At 32.7% G+C, this 23,311-nt stretch carries 18 protein-coding genes; 9 read left to right on the forward strand and 9 right to left on the reverse strand.

The genetic code is table 11. The features are described from left to right. Nucleotides 1–79: 79 nt before the first annotated feature. On the reverse strand, nt 80–2,692 hold the full coding sequence (locus tag Q0829_RS13555) for a zinc-dependent metalloprotease (RefSeq protein WP_298543756.1): 2,613 nt from the start codon (nt 2,690–2,692) through the stop codon (nt 80–82). A gap of 275 nt (nt 2,693–2,967) precedes the next feature. Between Q0829_RS13555 and Q0829_RS13560 the strand changes: the two genes are divergently transcribed. Together Q0829_RS13560 and Q0829_RS13565 are read left to right on the forward strand one after the other, a co-directional pair. After that, nucleotides 2,968–6,402, forward strand: coding sequence for a methylmalonyl-CoA mutase family protein (locus Q0829_RS13560; protein WP_298543759.1), 3,435 nt, complete (start codon nt 2,968–2,970; stop codon nt 6,400–6,402). Between the two features lie 341 nt (nt 6,403–6,743). Next, the gene (locus tag Q0829_RS13565) at nt 6,744–8,072 is read left to right on the forward strand and encodes an amidohydrolase family protein (protein WP_298543762.1); all 1,329 of its coding nucleotides are present in this window, start codon (nt 6,744–6,746) and stop codon (nt 8,070–8,072) included. Nucleotides 8,073–8,078: 6 nt separating this feature from the next. Here the strand turns inward: Q0829_RS13565 and Q0829_RS13570 are convergent, their stop codons facing one another. Both Q0829_RS13570 and Q0829_RS13575 read right to left on the reverse strand, forming a co-directional pair. Then, nucleotides 8,079–8,615 (reverse strand): hypothetical protein, encoded by a 537-nt coding sequence (locus Q0829_RS13570; protein WP_298543765.1) that lies wholly within the window; start codon nt 8,613–8,615, stop codon nt 8,079–8,081. A gap of 55 nt (nt 8,616–8,670) precedes the next feature. After that, nucleotides 8,671–9,054: a hypothetical protein gene (locus Q0829_RS13575; protein WP_298543767.1), complete on the reverse strand. Its 384-nt coding sequence runs from the start codon at nt 9,052–9,054 to the stop codon at nt 8,671–8,673. Nucleotides 9,055–9,159: 105 nt separating this feature from the next. On the opposite strand from Q0829_RS13575, the gene Q0829_RS13580 reads away from it, so the two are divergent. The 6 genes from Q0829_RS13580 to Q0829_RS13605 all read left to right on the forward strand — a co-directional run bounded on the left by Q0829_RS13580 (nt 9,160) and on the right by Q0829_RS13605 (nt 16,154). Further along, a complete protein-coding gene (locus Q0829_RS13580) occupies nt 9,160–9,606 on the forward strand; it encodes an Lrp/AsnC family transcriptional regulator (RefSeq protein WP_118461594.1) in 447 nt (148 codons plus the stop codon). A 29-nt stretch (nt 9,607–9,635) separates the two neighbouring features. Further along, nucleotides 9,636–10,781, forward strand: a complete 1,146-nt coding sequence (locus Q0829_RS13585; protein ID WP_298543770.1) for a hypothetical protein — start codon at nt 9,636–9,638, stop codon at nt 10,779–10,781. A gap of 102 nt (nt 10,782–10,883) precedes the next feature. Next, nucleotides 10,884–12,482, forward strand: a complete 1,599-nt coding sequence (locus Q0829_RS13590) for an alanine/glycine:cation symporter family protein (protein WP_298543772.1) — start codon at nt 10,884–10,886, stop codon at nt 12,480–12,482. A gap of 319 nt (nt 12,483–12,801) precedes the next feature. Then, the gene (locus Q0829_RS13595; RefSeq protein WP_298543775.1) at nt 12,802–13,611 is read left to right on the forward strand and encodes a hypothetical protein; all 810 of its coding nucleotides are present in this window, start codon (nt 12,802–12,804) and stop codon (nt 13,609–13,611) included. Between the two features lie 222 nt (nt 13,612–13,833). Then, nucleotides 13,834–14,652, forward strand: a complete 819-nt coding sequence (locus tag Q0829_RS13600; protein WP_298543778.1) for a mechanosensitive ion channel family protein — start codon at nt 13,834–13,836, stop codon at nt 14,650–14,652. Nucleotides 14,653–14,792: 140 nt separating this feature from the next. Next, nucleotides 14,793–16,154 carry a hypothetical protein gene (locus tag Q0829_RS13605; protein WP_298543780.1) on the forward strand — a complete coding sequence of 454 codons (1,362 nt, stop codon included), beginning with the start codon at nt 14,793–14,795 and terminating at the stop codon, nt 16,152–16,154. A gap of 731 nt (nt 16,155–16,885) precedes the next feature. Here the strand turns inward: Q0829_RS13605 and Q0829_RS13610 are convergent. Further along, nucleotides 16,886–17,647 (reverse strand): DJ-1/PfpI family protein, encoded by a 762-nt coding sequence (locus tag Q0829_RS13610; protein ID WP_298543783.1) that lies wholly within the window; start codon nt 17,645–17,647, stop codon nt 16,886–16,888. An 11-nt stretch (nt 17,648–17,658) separates the two neighbouring features. Then, a complete protein-coding gene (locus tag Q0829_RS13615; protein ID WP_298543784.1) occupies nt 17,659–18,888 on the reverse strand; it encodes an MFS transporter in 1,230 nt (409 codons plus the stop codon). A gap of 126 nt (nt 18,889–19,014) precedes the next feature. Here Q0829_RS13615 and Q0829_RS13620 point away from each other — a divergent pair, with 126 nt between their 5' ends. Next, complete coding sequence (locus tag Q0829_RS13620) at nt 19,015–19,629, forward strand: DUF1684 domain-containing protein (RefSeq protein WP_298543786.1); 615 nt, start codon at nt 19,015–19,017, stop codon at nt 19,627–19,629. A gap of 67 nt (nt 19,630–19,696) precedes the next feature. On the opposite strand, the gene Q0829_RS13625 is transcribed toward Q0829_RS13620, so the two are convergent. The 4 genes from Q0829_RS13625 to Q0829_RS13640 all read right to left on the reverse strand — a co-directional run bounded on the left by Q0829_RS13625 (nt 19,697) and on the right by Q0829_RS13640 (nt 23,159). Beyond that, on the reverse strand, nt 19,697–20,827 hold the full coding sequence (locus Q0829_RS13625; protein WP_298543789.1) for a porin: 1,131 nt from the start codon (nt 20,825–20,827) through the stop codon (nt 19,697–19,699). Between the two features lie 323 nt (nt 20,828–21,150). Continuing rightward, nucleotides 21,151–21,489 carry a P-II family nitrogen regulator gene (locus tag Q0829_RS13630; protein WP_298543792.1) on the reverse strand — a complete coding sequence of 113 codons (339 nt, stop codon included), beginning with the start codon at nt 21,487–21,489 and terminating at the stop codon, nt 21,151–21,153. Between the two features lie 183 nt (nt 21,490–21,672). Continuing rightward, nucleotides 21,673–22,038: a fluoride efflux transporter CrcB gene (gene crcB / locus Q0829_RS13635; RefSeq protein WP_298543795.1), complete on the reverse strand. Its 366-nt coding sequence runs from the start codon at nt 22,036–22,038 to the stop codon at nt 21,673–21,675. A gap of 86 nt (nt 22,039–22,124) precedes the next feature. Further along, the gene (locus Q0829_RS13640) at nt 22,125–23,159 is read right to left on the reverse strand and encodes a GyrI-like domain-containing protein (RefSeq protein WP_298543798.1); all 1,035 of its coding nucleotides are present in this window, start codon (nt 23,157–23,159) and stop codon (nt 22,125–22,127) included. Nucleotides 23,160–23,311 lie beyond the last annotated feature (152 nt).

Here is a 23,311-nt window from a genome sequence, read left to right on the forward strand (position 1 = left end):
ATTTTTCTAAATTATTTACAAAAAATAAAGGCTGATTTTATTAATAATCAGCCTTTACGAATTCAATATTCCGTAGAAATTATTTGATATCCTCAATCACATTGCTTATCAATGTTTTTAAATGATCCTTGTGCGCTTTAGATAATTTGTTTCCTGTACCATTAGAAACCATGGATCTTATTCTTTTTAGGTTATACAGGGCCATAGATTTAGAAGCATAGGTATATTTTGGCCCTTTAGGACTAGACATAGTAACTACATTAATTAATCTATTTGTGTATTCTAATTGCAGGTTTTGTCTAAATGTATTTATTGAGCCAGCAACATCCGCTTGAAAAACAGCATTGTTTAGATCTGTCATGAATTCGGATAGTTCGTACTTATTACCATATAACTCTGAATCAGTAATACGTTGCAACGTATTTGGATGTAGAATATGATCCAGCACTCTTTTCTGATAATCAAGAACACGATCATGAATCTTAGGATCTTCTGGTTCTCCAAAGAAATTATAACCTCTTCGCTGCATTGCGATATAATTATATAGATCATTCGGAGCTTTATATGCATCTGGTGCGAATACATACTTTTTTAAAGCATTCATAGCTCTTTTTTGATCATCATAACTAACAGGAGTGTATGGTTTAGCATTTGGATCTTGTCCTACCATACTTCTATCTACATAAACCCCACCTATAAACCTGGAAATCACATTTCCTGCCTGAGCATACTGACCTCTTAAGATGTAATATGCTTGTCTTAACTCTTGATAAGATGCCCCTTTTTTACTGAATTTCAGTTTAATCTCTCCCATCATATCATTCACTAATTCCATTCTATTGATAGAATATGTTATTTGATCATTAGACATGTCTCCAATCATTACTCGTGGATCAATAGCCTTTCCGGGAGCGCGCATATCATCCGCATCATTACCAAAAATTAATTCAGGCTTAGTAGATTGACTTGCGATTTTTTCTAAATCTTTTTCAGAGTTTACGGGAGTATATCCATATTGAATAGCCCACTTATCATAAGGTCCTACAGTTGTAGAATAGTACGGTCCTTGTTTAGATTTATCATTAGATACGTTAATAGCAGTATAATCCATTACAGATCCAGTTAAGCATTTATCTTTAATAAATTCTGGATTATTTAACTCTTCTGGCGAGAACAACTGACTAGCTTTCATATTGTGGTTTAATCCCAATGTATGACCAACTTCGTGCATGATAAGCTCTTTCATAGCTTCCATTTTCATTCCTTTCATTTCATTGTCATTTGCACCATAAGCAGTAAGAACTGCCTGTCCAAATAGAGAGTTTTCCTGCATCATATGACCATAAGAACAATATAAGTGTTCATCTTTGATCATCGTTGGATAGTTACTCTCTTCCGCCTGACCATTAGCGGTTAGGTTAAATAACCTGTCATATTTTACGCGATTCGTATGGAATACATACTCTAACATAATATCAGCACCTAAAATTTCACCTGTTCGAGGGTTCACAAAACTTGGACCATATCCGCCAAAAGGAGGTCTTGGAGAAGACGTCCATCTAAGTACATTATATCTAATATCTCCAGCATCCCAAGTAGCATCATCTGGTTGTAATTTTACAACCATTGCATTTTTAAAACCAGCTTTTTCAAATGCTTTATTCCATTCTAATACTGCTTCTTTTATGGTTTCTCTAAATTCTACTGGAGTTGTGTTTTCCATCCACCATACGATTGGTTGTACAGGCTCAGAAATTGCCTGACTAGGATCTTTCTTTACCAGATTCCAACGATGTACTAAATCTCTATAAGGAGTTGGACTTGTAGAAGTCATATCAGTTACCTGTGTAAAGAAATAACCAATTCTTGGGTCATCAAATCTTGGTTGGTAGTCATTCTCAGGCATTGCGATTAAACTATGTTCTACTTTAATAGTAACATTTCTCCCATCAGTTACTGCTGCAGAACCTCCATTAAGTATATTGGATTTGGAATATACATAATGGCTGTTTATGTTCAGATTTTCTGGATAATTTTTAATCGTTTTAATTTTAGTTTTTTCTTTGCTTAAAGAACCTATTTTAAATGCAAATGGTGATTGTCCAGGAAAGTTAGGAGCTTTAATTTGTTCGAAGGTTTCTTTAAGAAAAAGGTCATCAGATTTTATAAGATATAATCCTTTTTCTTTATCTAAAGCTTCGATTTTTAAACTAGCCATGATTCCTTCACTAATATTGGCATTAGAAGCTTTGGATAAAGCATTGTTTTTATCAAAATAATAAGAAACGTTTTGGGTTACAAACTCGATTTTATTGTAATGTTTTTCGATTTTAAAAACTTTATTATTCATATACGCTCCTCTAAACGCACCAGCTTCTAATACTCCATCTGCAATCTGACTGAAGTAGATAAATTCTTTTCCGATATGATCTTTACTGATCAACATTTGGGTAGTACCGTCAATTGTATCTCGATACATGGTAAATAGCCCTTCAATTTTCTCGCTCTTTTTAGTAAGGTCTTCAATGGATTTTTCTTTGGAGTCTTTTTTAGGTGCATCCACTTGTTCAGTTTCTCCTTTTTTCGATTTTTTCTTTTTCTTACGTTGTGCTTCTGTGTTCTGGATTCCAAACCCTAAAACAAAAACAAGTGATAAGAGAAATAATTTGTTTTTTGATGATGTAATTTTCATTTTTTAAAATGTATTTGTTTTCAATAATCTTGGAAGATATCATTTTCCCCATATAGTAAAAAAGTGTTTAACAAATGCATTAACATATTATTAGTAGCTATTTACAAGGTGTAATTATGTTTTGTTACAAGATTTAGAAAAGAATAAGTAGTAACTTTGAACTATAGATAATGAAATAACTAATCAGGTTAAATAAATTATATAATTCTAAAAAAATAATCGTTTTTGGTGCGTATTTCGTAAATTAGCACCTCTAAAAACACTTTTTATTGTCAATGGAACAAATAGCACCTTATAAGCCAAAAAATAAAGTTAGAATTGTGACGGCAGCATCATTATTCGATGGGCACGATGCAGCTATTAATATTATGCGTCGTATTATTCAATCTACAGGGGTAGAAGTGATTCATTTAGGTCATGATAGAAGTGTAGAAGAAGTGGTTAATTGTGCCATTCAGGAAGATGCTAATGCTATTGCGATGACTTCGTATCAAGGAGGTCATAATGAATATTTTAAATATATGTATGATCTGCTCAAAGAAAAAGGAGCAACACATATTAAAATATTTGGCGGTGGTGGTGGAGTTATTCTACCAGAAGAGATTAAGGATTTAATGGAATATGGAATTACTCGTATCTATTCTCCTGATGATGGAAGATCTTTGGGGTTACAGGGTATGATTAATGATTTGGTTAAACAATCGGATTTTCCAATTGGCGACAATCTTAATGGAGAGGTAGATCATCTAGCTGATAAAGAAATAGGATCTATCGCTCGTGTAATTTCTGCTGCAGAGAATTTTCCTGATATTGCTAAAGATACGCTGGATCAAATCCACGAAAAAAATAAGACATCAAAAACACCGGTTTTAGGTATTACCGGAACCGGTGGAGCAGGAAAATCTTCGTTAGTAGATGAATTAGTTCGACGATTTTTAATTGACTTTCCTGATAAAACAATGGGATTAATTTCTGTTGATCCATCTAAACGTAAAACAGGCGGTGCTTTGTTAGGAGATCGTATCCGTATGAATGCGATCAACTCACCTAGAGTATATATGCGTTCTTTGGCTACCAGACAATCTAATTTAGCATTGTCTAAATATGTTGCAGAAGCTATCGAAGTTTTGAAAGCTGCAGAATTTGATCTTATTATTTTAGAAACCTCCGGTATTGGACAATCAGATACCGAGATTTTAGAGCATAGTGATACCTCTTTATATGTAATGACTCCAGAATTTGGAGCAGCTACTCAATTAGAGAAGATTGATATGCTTGATTTTGCGGATTTAGTAGCAATTAATAAATTCGATAAAAGAGGTTCTCTGGATGCTTTAAGAGATGTGAAAAAACAATATATGCGTAACCATCAGTTGTGGGATATTCCACAAGATGATTTACCAGTCTATGGAACTATAGCCTCACAGTTTAACGATCCTGGAATGAATACGCTTTATAAAGCGATAATGGATAAAGTAGTGGAGAAAACCGGTGCAGATCTGCAATCTGATTTCCATATCTCTAAAGAAATGTCTGAAAAGATATTTGTTATCCCACCAAGTAGAACAAGATATTTATCCGAGATTTCTGAAAATAATAGAGCTTATGATAAGACTGCAGATGCACAGGTAGAAGTAGCGCAAAAATTATATGGAATCTATAAAACAATATGCAGTGTTGCTAATTTAGATTTTATAGACTTATCCAAAAATGGTATTGATGAAGAAGGACTTAGAAAAGCGAAAAACAATGAAAATGAAGATTTTCTAAAATTATTATTGGCTGAATTCGATCGGGTAAAACTAAACCTTGATCCTCATAATTGGGAAACTATAACAGGTTGGGCGGCAAAAGTACAGAAATATAAAGACCCTATTTATTCTTTTAAAGTTAGAGATAAAGAAATCAAAATAGAAACACATACGGAATCTTTATCACATAGTCAGATTCCTAAAGTGGCATTACCAAAATATCAAGCTTGGGGAGATATCTTAAAATGGTGTTTACAGGAAAATGTTCCTGGTGAATTTCCTTTTGCATCCGGTTTATATCCTTTTAAACGTACTGGAGAAGATCCAACACGTATGTTTGCCGGAGAAGGAGGTCCTGAGAGGACTAACAGACGTTTTCACTATGTAAGTTTAGGAATGCCCGCAAAACGTTTATCAACGGCTTTTGATTCGGTTACTCTTTATGGAAATGATCCTGATCACAGACCTGATATTTATGGTAAAATCGGTAATGCTGGAGTTTCGATTTGTTGTTTGGATGATGCTAAAAAACTATACTCTGGTTTCGATCTTACACACGCAATGACATCTGTGAGTATGACAATTAATGGGCCAGCACCTATGTTGCTTGGGTTTTTTATGAATGCGGCCATCGATCAGAACTGTGAAAAATACATAAAAGAAAATAATCTTGAAGCTGAAGTAGAAGCTAAAATCAATAAAATATACAAAGATAAAGGAGTGGCGCGTCCAGCATATCAGGGAGAACTTCCTGAAGGGAATGATGGATTAGGCTTAATGTTGCTTGGAGTAACTGGAGATCAGGTATTACCAGCTGACATATACGCAGAAATTAAAACAACTACCTTAAGTACCGTTCGTGGTACTGTGCAGGCGGACATTCTAAAAGAAGATCAAGCGCAAAACACTTGTATATTCTCTACAGAGTTTGCATTGCGTTTGATGGGAGATGTACAGGAATATTTTATCGAAAAGCAAGTACGTAACTTTTATTCAGTTTCTATATCTGGATATCATATTGCCGAGGCAGGTGCCAATCCAATTACTCAATTAGCACTAACGTTAGCTAACGGATTTACATATGTAGAATATTATCTTAGTAGAGGGATGGATATCAATAAATTTGGACCAAATTTATCATTCTTTTTCTCTAATGGTATTGATCCAGAATATGCTGTTATTGGTAGAGTAGCCCGTAAAATTTGGGCAAAAGCATTAAAGAATAAATATGGAGCTAATGCAAGAGCACAGATGCTTAAGTATCATATCCAGACATCAGGTCGTTCATTACATGCTCAGGAAATTGACTTTAACGATATTCGTACAACCCTACAAGCATTATATGCGATTTATGATAATTGTAACTCATTACATACCAATGCTTACGATGAGGCTATTACTACACCAACAGAAGAATCCGTAAGGAGAGCCATGGCCATCCAGTTGATTATCAATAAAGAATTAGGATTGGCTAAAAATGAAAATCCGATACAAGGATCTTTTATAATAGAAGAATTAACCGATTTAGTTGAAGAAGCTGTATTAACAGAATTTGATAGAATTACAGAACGTGGAGGCGTATTAGGAGCTATGGAAACGATGTATCAACGTAGTAAAATACAAGAGGAAAGTTTGTATTACGAAACGTTAAAACATACAGGAGAGTTTCCGATCATTGGTGTAAATACTTTTTTAAGCTCTAAAGGCTCACCGACAGTGACACCAGGAGAGGTAATTCGAGCTACAGAAGAAGAAAAGCAGTATCAAATTACGATGCTTAATGAATTACATAAGGGAAATGAAGATAGAACTTCAGAGTTGCTAAAAGATTTGCAGGAAAGAGCAGTTAATAATCAGAACATCTTTGAAGCATTAATGGAGGTTTGTAAAAAATGTTCATTAGGTCAGATTACTTCTTCATTGTTTGAAGTAGGAGGGCAGTATAGAAGAAACATGTAAGCAGGATACAACTGAAGTGAGGTGTAACCGAAATTGAAGTTTGTATATCGCTTATCCCGCAGAACGAAGAGATCGCGGGATCCAATTTAGTCTCAAAGGCTAGATTATATGTTATGTGAATCGCCTATCCCAAACTTGATTTGGGATCTATTCAGTATTTAAGGCTGAATATTTGTCGTGTAAAAATCCTGTCCCTAAGTAGTCAAAGGGCTTACTCCCAAAGTTGTTTTTGGATCCATTCTTGTACTACATAGTAAAAATTAAGAAAAGAAAAATCTCGTCCTATGATGAGATTTTTCTTTTCTCTTAGTTTTTCTATCTTTAGAGAAACACAACTCATCATGAAAAGATTACTCCTATTACTACTTATCGGTGGTAGTACCTTTGCGCAGCAAAACTCATTAAAAGCCCTAGTTGGCGGAACATTAATCGACGGTTTTGGAGCTACTCCAATAAAAAACAGCGTCATTATTATTGAGAATGATAAAATCAAAGCTATAGGTACTATAGCCACTTTAAAAGTGCCTAAAAATGCTGAGGTGATTTCTACAGAAGGGATGTCTGTATTACCTGGGCTTTGGGATATGCATGTACATACGATGATTAATGGTCATGCAGATTATACATATTGGGATAAAACATATCCACCATTATTAGAAGATGTAATCATGCCTTCATCAGCAGAACAACTATTAATGGCAGGAGTAACGAGTGCTCGAGATCTTGGAGGTCCTCTTAAAGAAAGTATTTCTGTTAGAGATCGAATAAATAAAGGAGAAATTCCAGGAGCCACTTTGTATGTTTCAGGGCCATTTATCCAAAAGAAACCCTATCCGGGAACTGAAGCTTTTCGTTGGGGAATTAATGGAGTAGAGGATGCAAAAAAGAAAATTAAAAAATTGGCCGATGCTGGTGTAGATTGTGTAAAACTAATTGATCAAGATCAAATGACCACTGCAGAATTGAAAGCTGTAGTAGAAACAGCTCATAAATATGATCTGAAGGTTGTTGCTCATGGACATCGCCCACAAGAAATAAGGGCTGGACTTCAGGTTAATGTAGATTGTTTTGAACATACGGGTTTATCATCTGCTCCCAGATATCCTGATGATGTGATGGAGGCAATAAAAGAACGAACAGCACAGATGAATCTAGGACCATTATTCTGGTGTCCCACTGTAGAAGGTTTGTATAATTATGAATATGTACGAGATAATGGAGAGCATCTGGATAATGATTCGTGGCATCGAGGATTGCACGATACGATTGTTGCGGATATAAAAAATAGCTTTATTCATAAAGACCGTTTACCGTATTTTCAGTTAACACCTTTACGAAAACCTACTTTAGAAACTAAGATCAAACAATTAATGGATGCTGGAGTTGTATTGATGATAGGTACAGATAGCGGTATACCAATGAAATTTCATAGTCAATCCACTTGGAATGAATTAGATGTATGGGTAAACGAATTTGGAATAGATCCAATGTATGCTATAAAAGCAGCTACCTATTGGCCATCTGTTTGGATGGGAGTTTCTGATAAGGTAGGTACCATTACCGAGGGTAAATATGCAGATATTATTGCGGTAAAAGGAGATGTATTACGTCATATTAATCTATTACAAGATGTCGATATGGTTATTAAACACGGGAAAAGATATAAATAACAGTTGCTAATCTAAATCATTAAAAAAATCCTCCGGATCAAATGGAATATCATCGTCAGGATCTTGATCATCATAATTTACTCCGGGAGGATTAAATAATCCCCAGCGATCTATAATGTAGTTGCCTTGATCAAAAGTTTTTACCCATTCGGTAAACAGAATTCTAAATTCTTCTATTTCATTTCTGATAAGGTTGAGATAATCTACTTCTTTAAAACCGGCTATTTCTAATCCCCGACAATCAGTAATAATCTCTCTTGCAGATTTCCTTATGATTGCTGCATTTTCCATTCGGAGATCATAAATATCGCCACTTTCTGCTCCAGCGATCTTGGCAGGGATGATAGAAGAATTAGTGAAGAGATACTCCGCGTATTGATCTAACATCTTAGCTTCATAGTCATTTTGAGCATTGCTTTCTTCTCTAGAAATTATATCAACAATCTTTTGGGTTAACTCTCGAATTATTTCCGCTTTCTTAAAAATGGGCATCCCTTTGATATCATCAAAAGCATGATGGTCTTCATCTTGATTATCAAACATGATTTGTTTTTTAGAAATGTAAATGTATAAAGAAGAAGTGTAATTGTTAACAAAATTACAAGGACATCATCCAACTTTGCTGGAGTCTTTTGAACTTTTTTAGCTCTTTACGCAGTAATCGAACAAAGTCTTTTCCATTACTTTCTGAACGCTCTAATCTTTCACAATTTTTATAAAGCTTGTTCGTAATACTTTCAAGGGAAATGGCATGTTTTAAACGATCATCCTGAAAAATCTGATTCTCCGCTTTAATGATTTCAGGAACTAAGGAATCGGAATCTTTTACAATGTCTCCAGTAAAGTAAATAAATTTATTTTCGTTTCCATTTTTTTCTAATGGAGCCAAATCATGAACCAAATATTTAGAAACACTCTTAGATAATATGAGTATTTCGAGAGCTTTTTTATAAAGTCTTATATTTTTAGGGCTTGATTCCATTGTTAAATCAAAATTAAGAGTATTTAAGAAGATATTGCTTTTTACTTTAAGGTATAATGAGTAATTTGCTTTAAAAAGTAAAGTATAATAGTTTTTTTGATTTAAATAATAATGGATATTACAAACTGGAAAATCCTTCACTTATTACAGAAAAATGCAAGGTTAACTAATGCAGAAATTGGTAGGAATGTCGGACTAAGTTCACCTGCAGTTGCAGAGCGAATAAAAAAGATGGAAGATTATGGCATTATAGAAGGATATACAACAAAGGTCTCATATGCTAAAACCGGATATCAGTTAAAAGCTATTATTACCTTGCGTGCTTTTATGGGACGTCTAAAACCATTTTTATCCAAAATATCAGAGTTTAGTGAAGTACTTAATTGTTATCGAATTACGGGTAATGAAAATATAATTATGGAAGTAGTTTTAGAAGATCAAGTACACCTCCAAGGCTTTATTGATAGATTGATAACTTATGGAGAAGCTAAAACTCACATTATCTTATCTAACGTAGTAGAAAACAATCCGATTCTTAATAGAAAAGATTAATAAATAGAATATAGTATCTTTAAAATGTTATGTACGTTACCTTAGAATATTATGTTACGGCAATCGTATGCTTGATTACTGCTTTTGTAATTCATAGGATTTACTATAAAGAAAAAATCAAAAGCCAATCTTCAATCTCTATAAGTGGTATTAAATGGTTTGGTTTTGCAATTTTTTTGTGGGGATTAGGGGCTTTTATCAATATTGTGCTAGTTCAATTAATCGAAATTAGAACTACTCATAAAGTTGTTATTTATTTAGGTGTATTAATCTCTTTAGCTAATTCTCTTAGCATATTACTTTCTTTACCCTCAATAGAGCATCAGAAGGAACGGAACATTATAGTTAGATTAGTACAGCGGTTTTCAGAGAAAGAATTTGTTACTCTCTTTAGTGGAGTACTTATAATGATTGCTTTTGTATTTATAGTTACTTCTTACAGTAATACAGAAATTAGTAATAATTTTATTTGGCTTATAGATATTCCAATTTCCTTAATTGTAGCATTTGCCCTACTAAATGAGCTCAATAAAGCATTTGCAAATCGAAATATGAAGTTTATGGTGTTTCCCTGTTTCATATTATTTATACTTATAGTTATTGCGGTAACACATAGAATTATACCTCAAGACAGAGCTGTAACGTTTATTGATCAAGAATTTTGGAGCCTATTAGGTGTAATTACAGGTTTATCCTTTAAGTTTTTGTTCATTTTGTTATTCTCCATTTTGTTATATAGTTGGAAATTCCTTTCGGAAAAAGAAGTGAAGCAGACCGAATTAGAAATTCTAACTAAAGAAAAGGAACAGCTACTAGGTCAGCAAGCAAAACTTGTATTGGCAAATGAAAGTCATTTGGATACCATTGCTTCTTTGCAAAAGCGTCTAAGAGAAAGTGATTTAAAAATTAACTCTCTAGAAGAATCAACAAGAGTGATTCTGTCTGATAGACAAAAAGAAGTGTTGGGTAACTTAGGTATCTGTGGAACAAGTAAATCATATACTGAAATTGCCGAAGCAATGAATATCAGCTTGGATGGATTTCAAACTCATATCTATCAAATCAAAAAAGTATTAAAGATTAGTGGAGCAGATGGTAAGGAACAATTGATAGCATTTGCAAAAGCAAACCAATTATTAAAATATGCCAGTATCATTAATAAAGATACTGATTAAGCACATACTTAATCATTCTGATTTTCTAAATTCATCATTGCGTAACCTTTTGTAATAACTGCTTTTATTAAATCTTCGTCTGAAATCATAATTCTAAAACAGATGAAGAAAATCGTATTGATGTGCATTTCGTTTTTTGCATATACATATGCTACAGCGCAAGAAACAAATTTGGGATCTATTGATCAACAGGTCAATGATAATTTTAAAAATGCAACAGATTGGTTTGTAGATGCAATTCTTGCCGAAATTCCAATAACTTCTCAGGTTGGAATTCCTTGGGTATTAGTTGTTTTATTATTTGGGGCATCATATTTTACTATCTATTTCAAAGGTATTAATTTCGGAAATTTTTGGACCTCTATAAACATTGTTAGGGGTAAATATGATGATCTAGAATCTTCTAGTGACTTAGAAGTTTCAGAAGCGGTTCATACCATAGAAGGGGATCAGCCTGATACAGTAAGGGTGGAAGGTAAAGATGGAGAAGTAAGTCATTTTCAAGCATTAACCGCTGCCTTATCGGCTACAGTTGGTTTAGGAAATGTAGCAGGTGTTGCTATTGCATTGTCCATTGGTGGAGCAGGAGCGACATTTTGGATGATTCTAGTTGGACTTTTAGGCATGGCATCCAAGTTTGTCGAATGTACATTAGGTGTTGCCTACAGAGAAATCGACGAAAACGGCACTGTATATGGTGGCCCGATGTATTATCTAAGTAAAGGTTTAAAAGAGAAAGGGCTAACTACCTTAGGGAAGATATTGGCTGTGATTTTTGCGATTATGTGCGTAGGTGGATCTTTTGGTGGTGGAAATATGTTTCAGGCCAATCAAGCGTTTAAACTATTTGAACATGTAACTGGTGCCGAAAATAGTTTTATTTACGGGAAAGGATGGCTCTTTGGATTAGTGATGGCGATTTTTGTGGGAATTGTAATTATCGGTGGTATTAAAAAAATAGCCAAAGTAACTGATAAGATTGTCCCTTCTATGGTAGTTGTTTATGTATTAGCCGTAATTACAGTAATAACTATTAATTATGAGATAATTCCAGATGCAATTTATGCTATTGTTAATGGAGCTTTTAGTGCAGAAGGAGTAACAGGCGGAATTGTTGGTGTGATGATACAAGGGTTTAGAAGAGCAGCTTTTTCTAATGAAGCAGGAATAGGATCAGCTTCTATTGCACACGCTGCTGTTAAAACTAAATATGCAGCTAGTGAAGGCTTAGTGGCATTATTAGAACCTTTTATTGATACCGTAGTGATTTGTACTATGACCGCTATTGTATTGATCATTACCGGACAGATTCAAGTTGGAGCGCAGATATCAGATGAACAAGGAGTACTGCTTACTGCTAAGGCATTAGAGAGTGGAATATCTTGGTTTCCTTATATCTTGAGCTTAGCAGTGATTCTTTTTGCTTTTTCATCTATGATTTCCTGGTCTTATTATGGATATCAGGCTTGGTCTTATTTATTCGGAAGAAAAAAATATGTAGAATATATTTACAAAAGTATATTCTGTATCTGTGTAATTATTGGTTCTGCTGCAAGTTTAACTGCTGTAACTGATTTTTCTGATGCCATGATTTTTTCCATGCTTGTTCCTAATATGATAGGATTGTTTTTGTTAGCTCCAAGAGTCGCTAAAGAACTTAAAAAATACAAACAGGCTATATCTCAAAATGAATTTGTGTAAAATAACCGAGTTGTGCATATTGATTCAAAATTCGTCGATTCGAGAGCTTCGACCTTGGGAAGAAGTGTATCGAGAATAGGATTTTGGATCAAGAAAAGCTATTCTCGATACAATTTTCCTTTATTTCATTTTGGAAAATCACTCGAATCTACCTGGATTATTAGACAGATTGACGCTTTTCTTTAATATTTATTTTATAATGCATTTAAAATAGCTGTTGTGTAAAATTAGTAAAAGTATCACACTGTAATATTTCATCTGAATAACTGATATTTATTTGTTACTTTAGAAAGATTAAATCTTATAAATAATCAAGTAAATGATATCAAAAGAATTTTTAGAAGAATATTCTCTTTTTAGAAAGTTCAAAATAGACACTTTGAGTAATGATTTAAGAAATTGGAAATACAAAACTCCAATTAACATGAAATGTCAGGAGTGCGATGGTACCAACCAGACATTTAATATGATTAATGAGTATTGGTACGATGGACATAATGATACAAATGGAAGAGCTGAGAATAGGGTTTTTGATCTACGATATTTATGTGAATCTTGTAAAGTCTTTGAAAGAAGGTTTTTTATTTATATTAACAAAGACGTAAGTATGATGCATAAAGTAGGGCAATATCCTGAATGGGAAATCAAAATGGATAAAAACCTAGAAAAAAGACTGCATAAACATTCTAAAACTTTTAGAAAAGGATTAGTATGTGAGTCGCAAGGATATGGAATAGGAGCTTTTTCCTATTACAGAAGAATAACAGAGGAAATAATTGATGAACTATTAGAATCTATATCTGAATTAATTGAAGAAGAACATAAAATAGAATATCAAGAAGCTCTGGAAAAAACAAAAAATACGAGAGTCACACAAGAGAAAATAGACTTAGTTAAGGATTTACTACCAACTATACTTAAACCAAAAGGAATGAATCCATTAGGCGTACTTCATAGTGAATTGAGTGAAGGATTGCATGCGGAGTCCGATGAGGCTTGTCTAGAAAATGCAAATCATATAAAAAGTATTTTAACCTTTTTAATAAATCAAATAATACAAAGTAAAGAATCGGCAAGAAGCTTTACGAATAGTATGAAGTCATTATTGGATAAAAAAGCTGCAAAATAAAACTGTATACAAGAAACGTTACCTTGACTTTGGCATAAGATTTGATACTATAAAAGTGTATAGAATTTATCAAAATCTTGTGTGAGGACATTGGTTCAAAGAACTAAAGATAGTACGGGAAAAAGATAAGAAAAACGCTCGAGTATAACTCCGAGCGTTTTTTTATGAATATCGATTAAGACTGAATTTCTTTTCCTATTTTTAGGTGTAATTAAAAGAAATATGGATAGAATACATGAATACCTGGAGATCGCTGTTGATAAGATTGTGTTTTTTGCACCCAGGATTATTGGAGCCACATTAGTACTTTGGATAGGGTTTAAAATTATTAAGAAAATACTTAAGTTGATAGAAGCAGCTTTAAAGCGCATGAATATATCAGATACGATGCGGCCGTTTCTTACTTCAATTATATCTGTATTATTAAAAATAGCCATTCTTTTTATTGTTATTTCTATTTTAGGTGCTGACCTATCTGGTTTCGTAGCGATTTTGGCAGCAATTAGTTTTGCGATAGGACTTTCTCTGCAAGGAAGTTTGGGTAATTTTGCATCAGGAATATTAATTATGTTTCTAAAACCATATCAGTTAGAAGACTGGATAGAAGTAGATGAAAAATTCGGGAAAGTAAAGGAGATCGGAATTTTTAGCACTACTGTAAAAACGCCAGGTAATAAAGTTCTGATTATTCCTAATTCTAAAATCACGGATGATGTGGTAACAAATTACTCTAGAGAAGGGGTTATAAGGTTAGAAATTATAGTTACTATGCCCTATAGCGAGGATTTTCCGAAAGTAAAAAAGATTATAGAAGATACATTAAAACCTGTAGAGAAAATATTAGATACTCCTACTACGGAGATAGGTATAGAAAATTTTGACTCGCATAGCGTTTTAATAGCAGTAAGGCCATATGTGAAACCAGATGACTTTTGGGAAGTCACCTTTATTGCGCATCAGGAGATTAAAAGAGCTTTCAGTGAACACAATATCAAGGTAGCATACTCGGAAGGTGTGGAATTAGGAAACATAGGTGTTTAGTTTAAAGTCACAGCTTTTTATAACTGATAAAACGTGTGGCATTTTTTTTGTTGCTATCTATTTAGTAAAAACATTATAATGTGAAATCGTATTTTATTAAAATTGTTCTGTTTTGTGTGTTTCTATACTCAGGCGCAAATATGTATAGCCAAACCACATTAAAATTAAAAAAAGGCGAAATAGTTGATTCTCTTTCTGTGCCTTCCAGCGAAGGAAGTTATTATAGCATATATCTACCCAAATCTTTTGACCTAACTAAAAGCTGGCCAATACTTTTTGGATTTAACTCTAATAATAGTACGAATACTATAACAACTCTTTTTAGAAAAGCTGCAGAGGAGCTAGGGTTTATAGTAGTGGTAACTAATTTTTCGAAAAAATCAAGTATTAACGAAAAATCGAAATACGTTGCTTTTTTTATGGAGCATATTTTCAACCTTTTTCCAATTCAAAAAAGAAGAGTTTATGTAGTAGGGACTGGTAATAATGGACCTTTAAATAGTCTATTGCCACTTATTTATAAAGAATTTAATGGAGTGATAGCAATAGGGAATAGTTACTACTATAATGAATCTGTAAAAGTGCGAAGGGACTTTTCTTATATAGGAATGGTTGGTAATAAAAATTTTAGATATCAAGATTTTTTCAACACGAAAAAGTACTTAAGAAGACGAGCCGTAATTTCTGATATTTATACATATCAGGGAAATGAAGAACTTCCTTCAGAAGATTTAATGGTAAAAGCATTGACTTCTTTTACATTACAAGATATGTTAAAAGGTAAAATACAAACGGATTCTACCTGGGTTAAGAACGTTTTTAATAAAGACTTTGAAGAAGTAACTTTATTGAAAACACAAGGTAAATATTTGGTAGCCTATGACGAGCTAACCAGAATGAGAAATCGGTATCGCTTATTTTTTGATATTGATGAACTTAAAGAAGAACAAAAGAAAATCAGAAAAATTGATAATTACAAAAAAGAGAAAAGACTTAGATCTAAGTATCATACTAAAGAAAAATTATTGAGACAGACATTTATTTTTTCATTAGAAGAAGATATAGAACTAAATCAATACAATAATTTAGGTTGGTGGCAATATAGAATGAGTGAGCTTGATAAGCTAGCAAAAGACAAAGAAAAGTATGCAAGTGATATGGTGCTGAGAATAAGAGATTTTCTTAAGAATGTATTGTTAGATTATAAAAAAAGTACAGCTAAAGAAGAAAAAGAAATAGACCGAAAAATATTTGTAAACATTTTATGTACCATAATTGATAAAAATGATTTTGAATCCTACCTAAAAATTATTTCTCTAAGCGCTATCGACCAAGATAATACAACTGCTCTTTTTTATTTAGAAAAAATGCTTCAGAATGGATATAAAGAACTAGAACCACTTTATGAGATAGAAGGTACTTTAGCCTTAAGAGTATCCAAAGAGTATAATAATGTTATCAAAAAGTACTTAGGGACTTCAAAATATTTTATGTTTAATTGATGATTTTTTGATTTTTTTGTGTATTTCAACGATGTTAGTTAACATTTAATCGTTATTTTGTTAATAACTTTTTATTTGATTACGGTTTTCGTTTAAAAATTACTATATCTTTATAACACGTAAAATATATATGATGTGCGTTATATAAATTAACATATCAAGAAATATGACGATATGGATTTGAAATTTTAATTTGGAATGCACATTGGGATAAATTAAGTGTGAGGACATTAGTCTAAAGACCCCAAATCTAAAAACTAAAGAGAGTACATAATTTGCCCGATAACAGAAAGCGACCTTTGTATAAGGTTGCTTTTCTTTTTTTTGATTCTGTCTGTTCTGTTATTTTATGTTAAATCAGGGAATTAATGAACAAAAAATCGAGCGACAATTTCTTTCTTAGATCTATATAAAGTGAAAAAATGAATAAATTTGTGTATTTCATCGAATATTTGTGTTTTTTATCGCTGTTTATTTTGTGTTAACAATTTTTTTACAATATATTTACATCAACTTAAAAACACTATGATGTATGGCCAGAATTAACATTTTAAACTGTATGACGGTACGGATTTAAAATTTTAGTTTGGAATACGTCAGGGCTCGTTAGGTGTGAGGACATTAGTCTGAAAGACCCCAAATCTTGAAGCTAAAGAGAGTACGTAATTTGCCCTAAAATTGATGAAAGCGTTCCCAAAAGGAGCGCTTTTATATTTTAACAAATTTATTGTTTATTTCGAAATTACTAAATGAGGCACTTGATCTAATTTCCAGTCAATTACAAGTCCTCCAGCTAATGATTTGGCAATTTCTACTCCGTATAGATATTCACACAAGTATAAGGCTGCCTCAAAACTTTTCGCACCACCTGCAGATGTAATGTATTTTCCATCGTGAACAAATAAAACGTCTTTTCTGATATCAAGATCAGGAAACATATTACGCATTTTATCTATATCACTCGGAAAGGTTGTAGAAACTACATCGTTTAGTATTCCTGCTTTGGCTAAGACAAAAGCCCCATCACAATGTGAAGTCATATAAATAGCAGTTTGGTCTACTTTTTTTACAAAATCAATCATAGCCGTATCTTCTAAATCTGTATCTAGATGATGTTCTGCAGAGGGTACAACCAGAATATCAATTTTTGGTAAAGCGTCTTTTAAATAATTATAATCAGGTATGATCCTAACACCTTCAAAAGTTGTGATAGGAGCATCAGTATTTGCGACCGTAAAAACATTCATCTGCTTAATGTTTTTACGATATTGTGTATGCTGAAAAATATCAAAAGGTGCGGTAAACTCTGTATTGTAGGTGCCATCCATTATAAGGAAAGCTACATTATAACGGTTGGGTTCTAGTTTAGGAAATGTCTTTTTGTTTTCGACGATTTCAATTTGTTTTTCTGTATTTAGAGCAGGTTTTTTCTGGTTTTTTTCTTGACAACCAATAACTATTATAGATAGAATGATGTATACTATATGTTTCATAATATTTTTTCTTAAACAGGTTTTAATCTGTGTTTAGTATTTTCTTTATTCACTTTTAGTTTTACAATGAACAGTAAAAATGTTCCAATTGCAGCGATTCCAGTCATTAATAACCAAGCATTATTGTAACCATATTGATTAATAAACTGCATACCTGAATTATGTCCGAATATATGAGCTAAAGAAAAAGACATACTATACAGGCCCATATAAGCGCCTTGTTTTCCTCTTTTGGATCTCTCCAAGGCGAATGCATTTCCGAAAGGAAACGAAATCATTTCGCCAATAGTAGCTATGATCATACCTATAACAACAATGCCTACCCATGGAGTAACTAGTAATAGTACAAAACTAATTCCAGTAAGAATAAATCCACCAATCACACTTCCGATTTTGGAGAATGAAGTAGATTCTAGATATGCTATTAAAGGCATTTCAAAAATAAAAATTAAAGCCCCATTTAATGCCAAAATCAGACCTATATTTCTTTCAGATAAAAAGTGTACTTCTTTATAATACAAAGGAATCGTTGAGAAGTACTGCACAAATATAAATCCAAATAAAGCTAATGCAATGAGAAAAAGGATATAAACACCATCGCTGTGAGCAGGAGTAGGATTGTCTACTACAACTTCTTTATCAATTATTCTTGCTTTTTTAGGATGTAATGTTTTAATCATAATAAAACCGGCAATAATACACGTAATTCCATCTATCCAAAATAATCCAGAATAACCAATGGTAGTAATGATTAAACCTCCTAAAGCCGGACCCATTGAGAATCCCAGGTTTATGGCTAATCTGATAAAAGTTAATGATCGTGTTTTGTTTTCAGGTTTGCTATAAGCACTTAGTGCAACAAAAAATGCTGGACGTGCAGCATCCGCTATTGCGATTAAAACAAAGAAACTGATACAGATACTCCAGAAACTGGAAAAATATTGAACAATAAAAAATGAAATACCAGTTAATAAAAGAGATCCTAAAATTACTTTATAATATCCAATTTGATCACTTAACTTGCCTCCAATCCATGCGCCTAATAAAGAACCTAAACCATAACTGGTCATTACCCAACCAATTTGACTTAAAGAAAAACATAGATCATCGGATAGATACAAGGATAAAAATGGAATAACAGTAGCACCAATTCTGTTAATCAAAGTTATAAGTGCTAACCACCAAACTTCCTTTGATAAACCAGAAAAAGTATCTATATAATTTAGTAAAAGTTTCTTCAATGTATTGGAAGTTGGTTTATTAATAACCGATAAAAGTAACTTTTTGTCGAAAAACTATATACAATTTTAGAGAATATTAACGTGTTTATTACTAATGCTTTGTATTTTTGCAAAAAATAGGGGACAGTGTACAGATTATCTTTTTTATTAATGCTATTCTTTAGTCATATAGGGGCTCAGGATTCTACAACTATTAAAAAAATATTGACATTTCAGGAAGAGCTTAACAAAGAGTTTGCTTCTGAAGAAAAATCACCGTTAACACCAAAAGATTTTAAAACATTTAAGGAGTTAGAGTTTTTTGATATTGATACTACATATAGTGTTTTGGCTAAGTTTATTCGTACACCATACGAAACCCCTTTTATTATGAAAACGACTACGAATAGAGAACCCGTATATGTCAAGTATGGTGAAGCTCATTTTGTACTCCAGGAAAAAGAATGGATATTGAATATATACCAAAGTCAAGGGTTAAAAACACAACCTGAGTATGAAGATTATCTTTTCCTTCCTTTTACCGATTTAAGTAATGGAGAAACTAGTTATGGAGGAGGACGTTTTATGGATCTTAGAATCCCTGAAAAGGATATGATTCTAATTGATTTTAATACTGCATATAATCCATATTGTGCATACAGTGCTAGGTATTCTTGTCCAATTCCTCCAGAAGAAAATCATTTAGAACTAGAGATTCCTGTAGGCGTTAAGAAGTATAATAAACACGAAGCAAGTAAATAAAAAAAAGCGCTCTGATAATTTCAGAGCGCTTTTAGCATAAACAAACAATATATTAAACTATAATATATTAAAACTTATAGATAGCACCAAGTACAAAAGACGACAAGCTCTTTTTAGGGTCTCCATCATTATCCGGGAATGTGTCTTCAGATGTTGAATCCAATCTTAACTCAGGTTTTAGTGTAAGATTTCCAATATCATAACTTCCGGTTAAGGTTGCAGCAATAACGCTCCCATCTCCATCAGCATCTGTTACTAAAGCTCCGGCACCATCTTCGAATTCAGCAAAATACTCTCCTCTTAATCCTAAAGTGAATTTTTCGGCAACCTTAAATTGTGGGTATAATGCTACTCCATAAAATCCAGATGCATCAGCATCACCTTGATCTTCTGTGGTTAAATATGTTGCATTAACTCCTAAATAAAATTTTTCTGCAAGATCCCACCCTGTTGTTAAATCAGCTTGAAATGTAGGTCCTACTTGTCCTGGTTCTCCTTCGTTTCCGTATCTGAAGTTTAGGTAAGCACTACCGTTATCAGCAGAATATCCTATCTGAGCTCCAAAAATATAAGTATCAAATGGATTGTTTTCTGTATAATCTGTAGGATTCATAACCGCTACCATTGCAGACCAATTATCGTTAATCGCAAAATCAGCCTTCAATCCTGTATGAGAGAAAGGCCCATAAGAGAACATATAAGAAGTAGAATAGTTGAAGTTTCCTGTTGGAGAGATTACTTCATATCCAAGATATGTATTGAAGTTACCAAAAGTAAGTTTGAACTTTTCAGTTACATTCCAGTATGCATATAATTGGTTAATTATATTAGCAGTTGCATCACCAGTTCTGTTTCCTGCTGCATCAAAAACACCTGAATTAAAAGTTGCATCTGTACCTCTTTGACCATATACTAGATCAGCTACAAATCCTACTTTTTCTCCTTCATAACCAAGAATTACATTAGCCATACCTAGAGCAAATCCGGATTGATTAGCAAAAGAAGTTGTAGGTGCTGTAGAATTGTCATTTTGTGCTCCAAAATTATATCTAAAATATCCATCTACAGATCCGTTAACAGAAAAGTTATCGAACCATTTTTTTTCTTCCTCCTCTTGTGCGATTGACGTAAAGCTAATTAGCGCTAAAGAAAAAAGACATACTTTATTAAAAAGTTTTGTTACGGTTTTTGTTTTCATAATAAACATTAATTGGTATTAATTTGTTTTTAATTGGAGCTGTAAAACTATGTTAAAACATTTTTACCCCAATAAAAAAAAGGGTATGAGGTGTTATTTTTGTGTATTTTTAATTTTATACCCTATAAAAATTAGACATTAATGTTTATTTACTAGTTTTTTGAGAATTTGAAAGTGTCTTTTTTTTACATTATTGGTTTTGGATATAATAAATATGTAAGTAGCGAGAAGTATTATTAGAAAAAAGGAGCTCATTATGTTAAAAATTTCAAAAAAAAAGCTTGCTCTATATGAGCAAGCTTTTTAATAGATATGATTTAAGTTTAGTTGACTGCTTGATTACCATGTTCTCCCGTTCGTATTCTAAAGGTATTATGTATTTCAGATACAAAAATTTTCCCATCACCGATTTCCCCAGTTTTAGCAGCATCAATAATTGTTTGTACGGTTTTTTCTTCGAACTCATCAGACACCACTATAGAAAGATATCTGCGTTGTATGTCGGATGTACTATAGCTAATCCCTCTATATACCTGCCCTTTTTTTTCATTTCCTACACCTGTTACGTCCCAGTATGTAAAGAAGTTTACTTCTATTTCATGCAATGCATCTTTAACAGCTTTAAATCTTGATTTACGTATAATGGCTTCTATTTTTTTCATGTAATATTGGTTGTTTTAGAGGTTAAAAAAAATTAAAAATGGAAGAGCGGTCCAAAAAATAATGTGTTAAGGTTAAACTGATACCTTCCATTGATAGCAGATATCAAAGTTTTGGTTTTTAAATTATTTTTAATAAACTCAGATTGATACCTTATTATTTTGATGATTTTTAAGCGAACACTTTTATTTTACAATCCACATACCTAAAAATACTAAAAGAAATCCTATAACAAAAGAACTAATAGTATAGATGCTAAAGCTTACAAAATCTCCTGATCGCAATAGCATATGGTTTTCATATGCAAAAGTAGAAAAGGTGGTGAATCCTCCACAAAATCCTGTAGCAAGTAGTAAAACTGTATTTTGGGACAAGACATTGTTTTTAAGCGCCAATCCTAGAATAATACCTATTAGAAAGCTTCCAAGAATATTAGCAGTAAAGGTTCCATAGGGAATTCCGTTAGTGTCATTATTTAGATACTTACTAATAAGGAATCTTGCAACACTACCAGTGCCACCTCCAATAAATACTAGTATTAACTGTTTCATTTGGGAATGTAGTTGTCGACTATATGAAAAACTAAAATTTTGATGATTATGTTAGCAAAATTTTAGTTTTTCAAATTTTTGATTTTTTACTTTATAGGGATATATATTTCGGTAATCCATTCAGCTGGATTGGGTTGTAGACCTGGATCTACCTTATATACTTCAAAAGCAGGAGATGTTTCACTAAGTTCTAAACCATTATCATTAATGTATTTATAACCTGTTTCCCAAGCTTCTTTTAGATTTTCATAATCCCCTTTTAATGTTGTTTTTACTACTTTTTGTTTTGGTAAAAAGTCGCAACGTATGTTACTATCAGCAGGAGTGATTACTTCATCTCGCACGGGTATTCCGGTGGAATAAATAGCAGTTCCTTGCTCCTCATTATATTCATTGTAAATGGTTAAGGGCATTCCGGTTTGAGGTAAATTGTTTTGTCTTACATATGCCATTACCGCAGGTAACATTTGTGCCATTTTTTGAGAAATATCGGCAATAGGAGATGCCGTAGCGCTGTACATATAGAAACCACCAGTATGTTCTGTTATTCCGTCTACACTTACAGAATGTTCTTTCATTTTTTCATTTACAAAAGCATCTAGTTTTTCTAGACCCTTTTGATACATTGGTTTGATACTTTGGGATAAGGTACTGTCTTGAGTCATCCAGAATGCTTTTTCCATAAAAGATTGTTCTCCCTTCATTCCCCAAGTTACCTTTGTTTTTTTACCTTCTAATTTTTCGAATTTCCAATATACATCACTAATACTTTCACCCATTGGAGTAATAAATGTGATTTTTTGGTCGATACTAGTAAATGGTGCAGCCTTTATGGTTTTCATACTTCCATCTCCTTGAGTTTCACTTTTCCAGCTATATGAAGCGCCATCACCACTAGTTTGGCTTGGGTATTCCATAATCATGTCATCAGAATCATCCATCCATGGACCCCATTTCTCCCAAGTCTTATATTCATTAATAGTGTTAAAAAGTAATTCATCTGGGGCATCAATTACTCTACTTTCTTCCGCCTGATATTTACCATCTGCTATGGCTACATAGACACCACCACCGATAACTATAAGAAGTAAAAGAAAAAATAAATATTTTATAATTTTCATGTTAGTTAGTTTAGATTGTTTCTGTAGCTAATATAGTCAATTTTTGAGATGGTTTTTTAGTTTGAAGATTTTCAGGGTGTTGACCGTTTTGGTTTTAAAATTTTACAGGATTATAACGAGATATAAATTTAAAATCTTGATTTTTTTTATTT

This window comes from uncultured Aquimarina sp. (assembly GCF_947492405.1).
GTDB lineage: Bacteria > Bacteroidota > Bacteroidia > Flavobacteriales > Flavobacteriaceae > Aquimarina.

Excerpts from the sequence above, each read along its gene's own strand:
- Q0829_RS13555 (WP_298543756.1), bottom strand. The coding sequence starts at position 2,692 with ATGAAAATTACATCATCAAAAAACAAATTATTTCTCTTATCACTTGTT.
- Q0829_RS13560 (WP_298543759.1), top strand. The coding sequence starts at position 2,968 with ATGGAACAAATAGCACCTTATAAGCCAAAAAATAAAGTTAGAATTGTG.
- Q0829_RS13565 (WP_298543762.1), top strand. The coding sequence starts at position 6,744 with ATGAAAAGATTACTCCTATTACTACTTATCGGTGGTAGTACCTTTGCG.
- Q0829_RS13570 (WP_298543765.1), bottom strand. The coding sequence starts at position 8,615 with ATGTTTGATAATCAAGATGAAGACCATCATGCTTTTGATGATATCAAA.
- Q0829_RS13575 (WP_298543767.1), bottom strand. The coding sequence starts at position 9,054 with ATGGAATCAAGCCCTAAAAATATAAGACTTTATAAAAAAGCTCTCGAA.
- Q0829_RS13585 (WP_298543770.1), top strand. The coding sequence starts at position 9,636 with ATGTACGTTACCTTAGAATATTATGTTACGGCAATCGTATGCTTGATT.
- Q0829_RS13590 (WP_298543772.1), top strand. The coding sequence starts at position 10,884 with ATGAAGAAAATCGTATTGATGTGCATTTCGTTTTTTGCATATACATAT.
- Q0829_RS13595 (WP_298543775.1), top strand. The coding sequence starts at position 12,802 with ATGATATCAAAAGAATTTTTAGAAGAATATTCTCTTTTTAGAAAGTTC.
- Q0829_RS13600 (WP_298543778.1), top strand. The coding sequence starts at position 13,834 with ATGGATAGAATACATGAATACCTGGAGATCGCTGTTGATAAGATTGTG.
- Q0829_RS13605 (WP_298543780.1), top strand. The coding sequence starts at position 14,793 with ATGTATAGCCAAACCACATTAAAATTAAAAAAAGGCGAAATAGTTGAT.
- Q0829_RS13610 (WP_298543783.1), bottom strand. The coding sequence starts at position 17,647 with ATGAAACATATAGTATACATCATTCTATCTATAATAGTTATTGGTTGT.
- Q0829_RS13625 (WP_298543789.1), bottom strand. The coding sequence starts at position 20,827 with ATGAAAACAAAAACCGTAACAAAACTTTTTAATAAAGTATGTCTTTTT.
- Q0829_RS13630 (WP_298543792.1), bottom strand. The coding sequence starts at position 21,489 with ATGAAAAAAATAGAAGCCATTATACGTAAATCAAGATTTAAAGCTGTT.
- crcB (WP_298543795.1), bottom strand. The coding sequence starts at position 22,038 with ATGAAACAGTTAATACTAGTATTTATTGGAGGTGGCACTGGTAGTGTT.
- Q0829_RS13640 (WP_298543798.1), bottom strand. The coding sequence starts at position 23,159 with ATGAAAATTATAAAATATTTATTTTTTCTTTTACTTCTTATAGTTATC.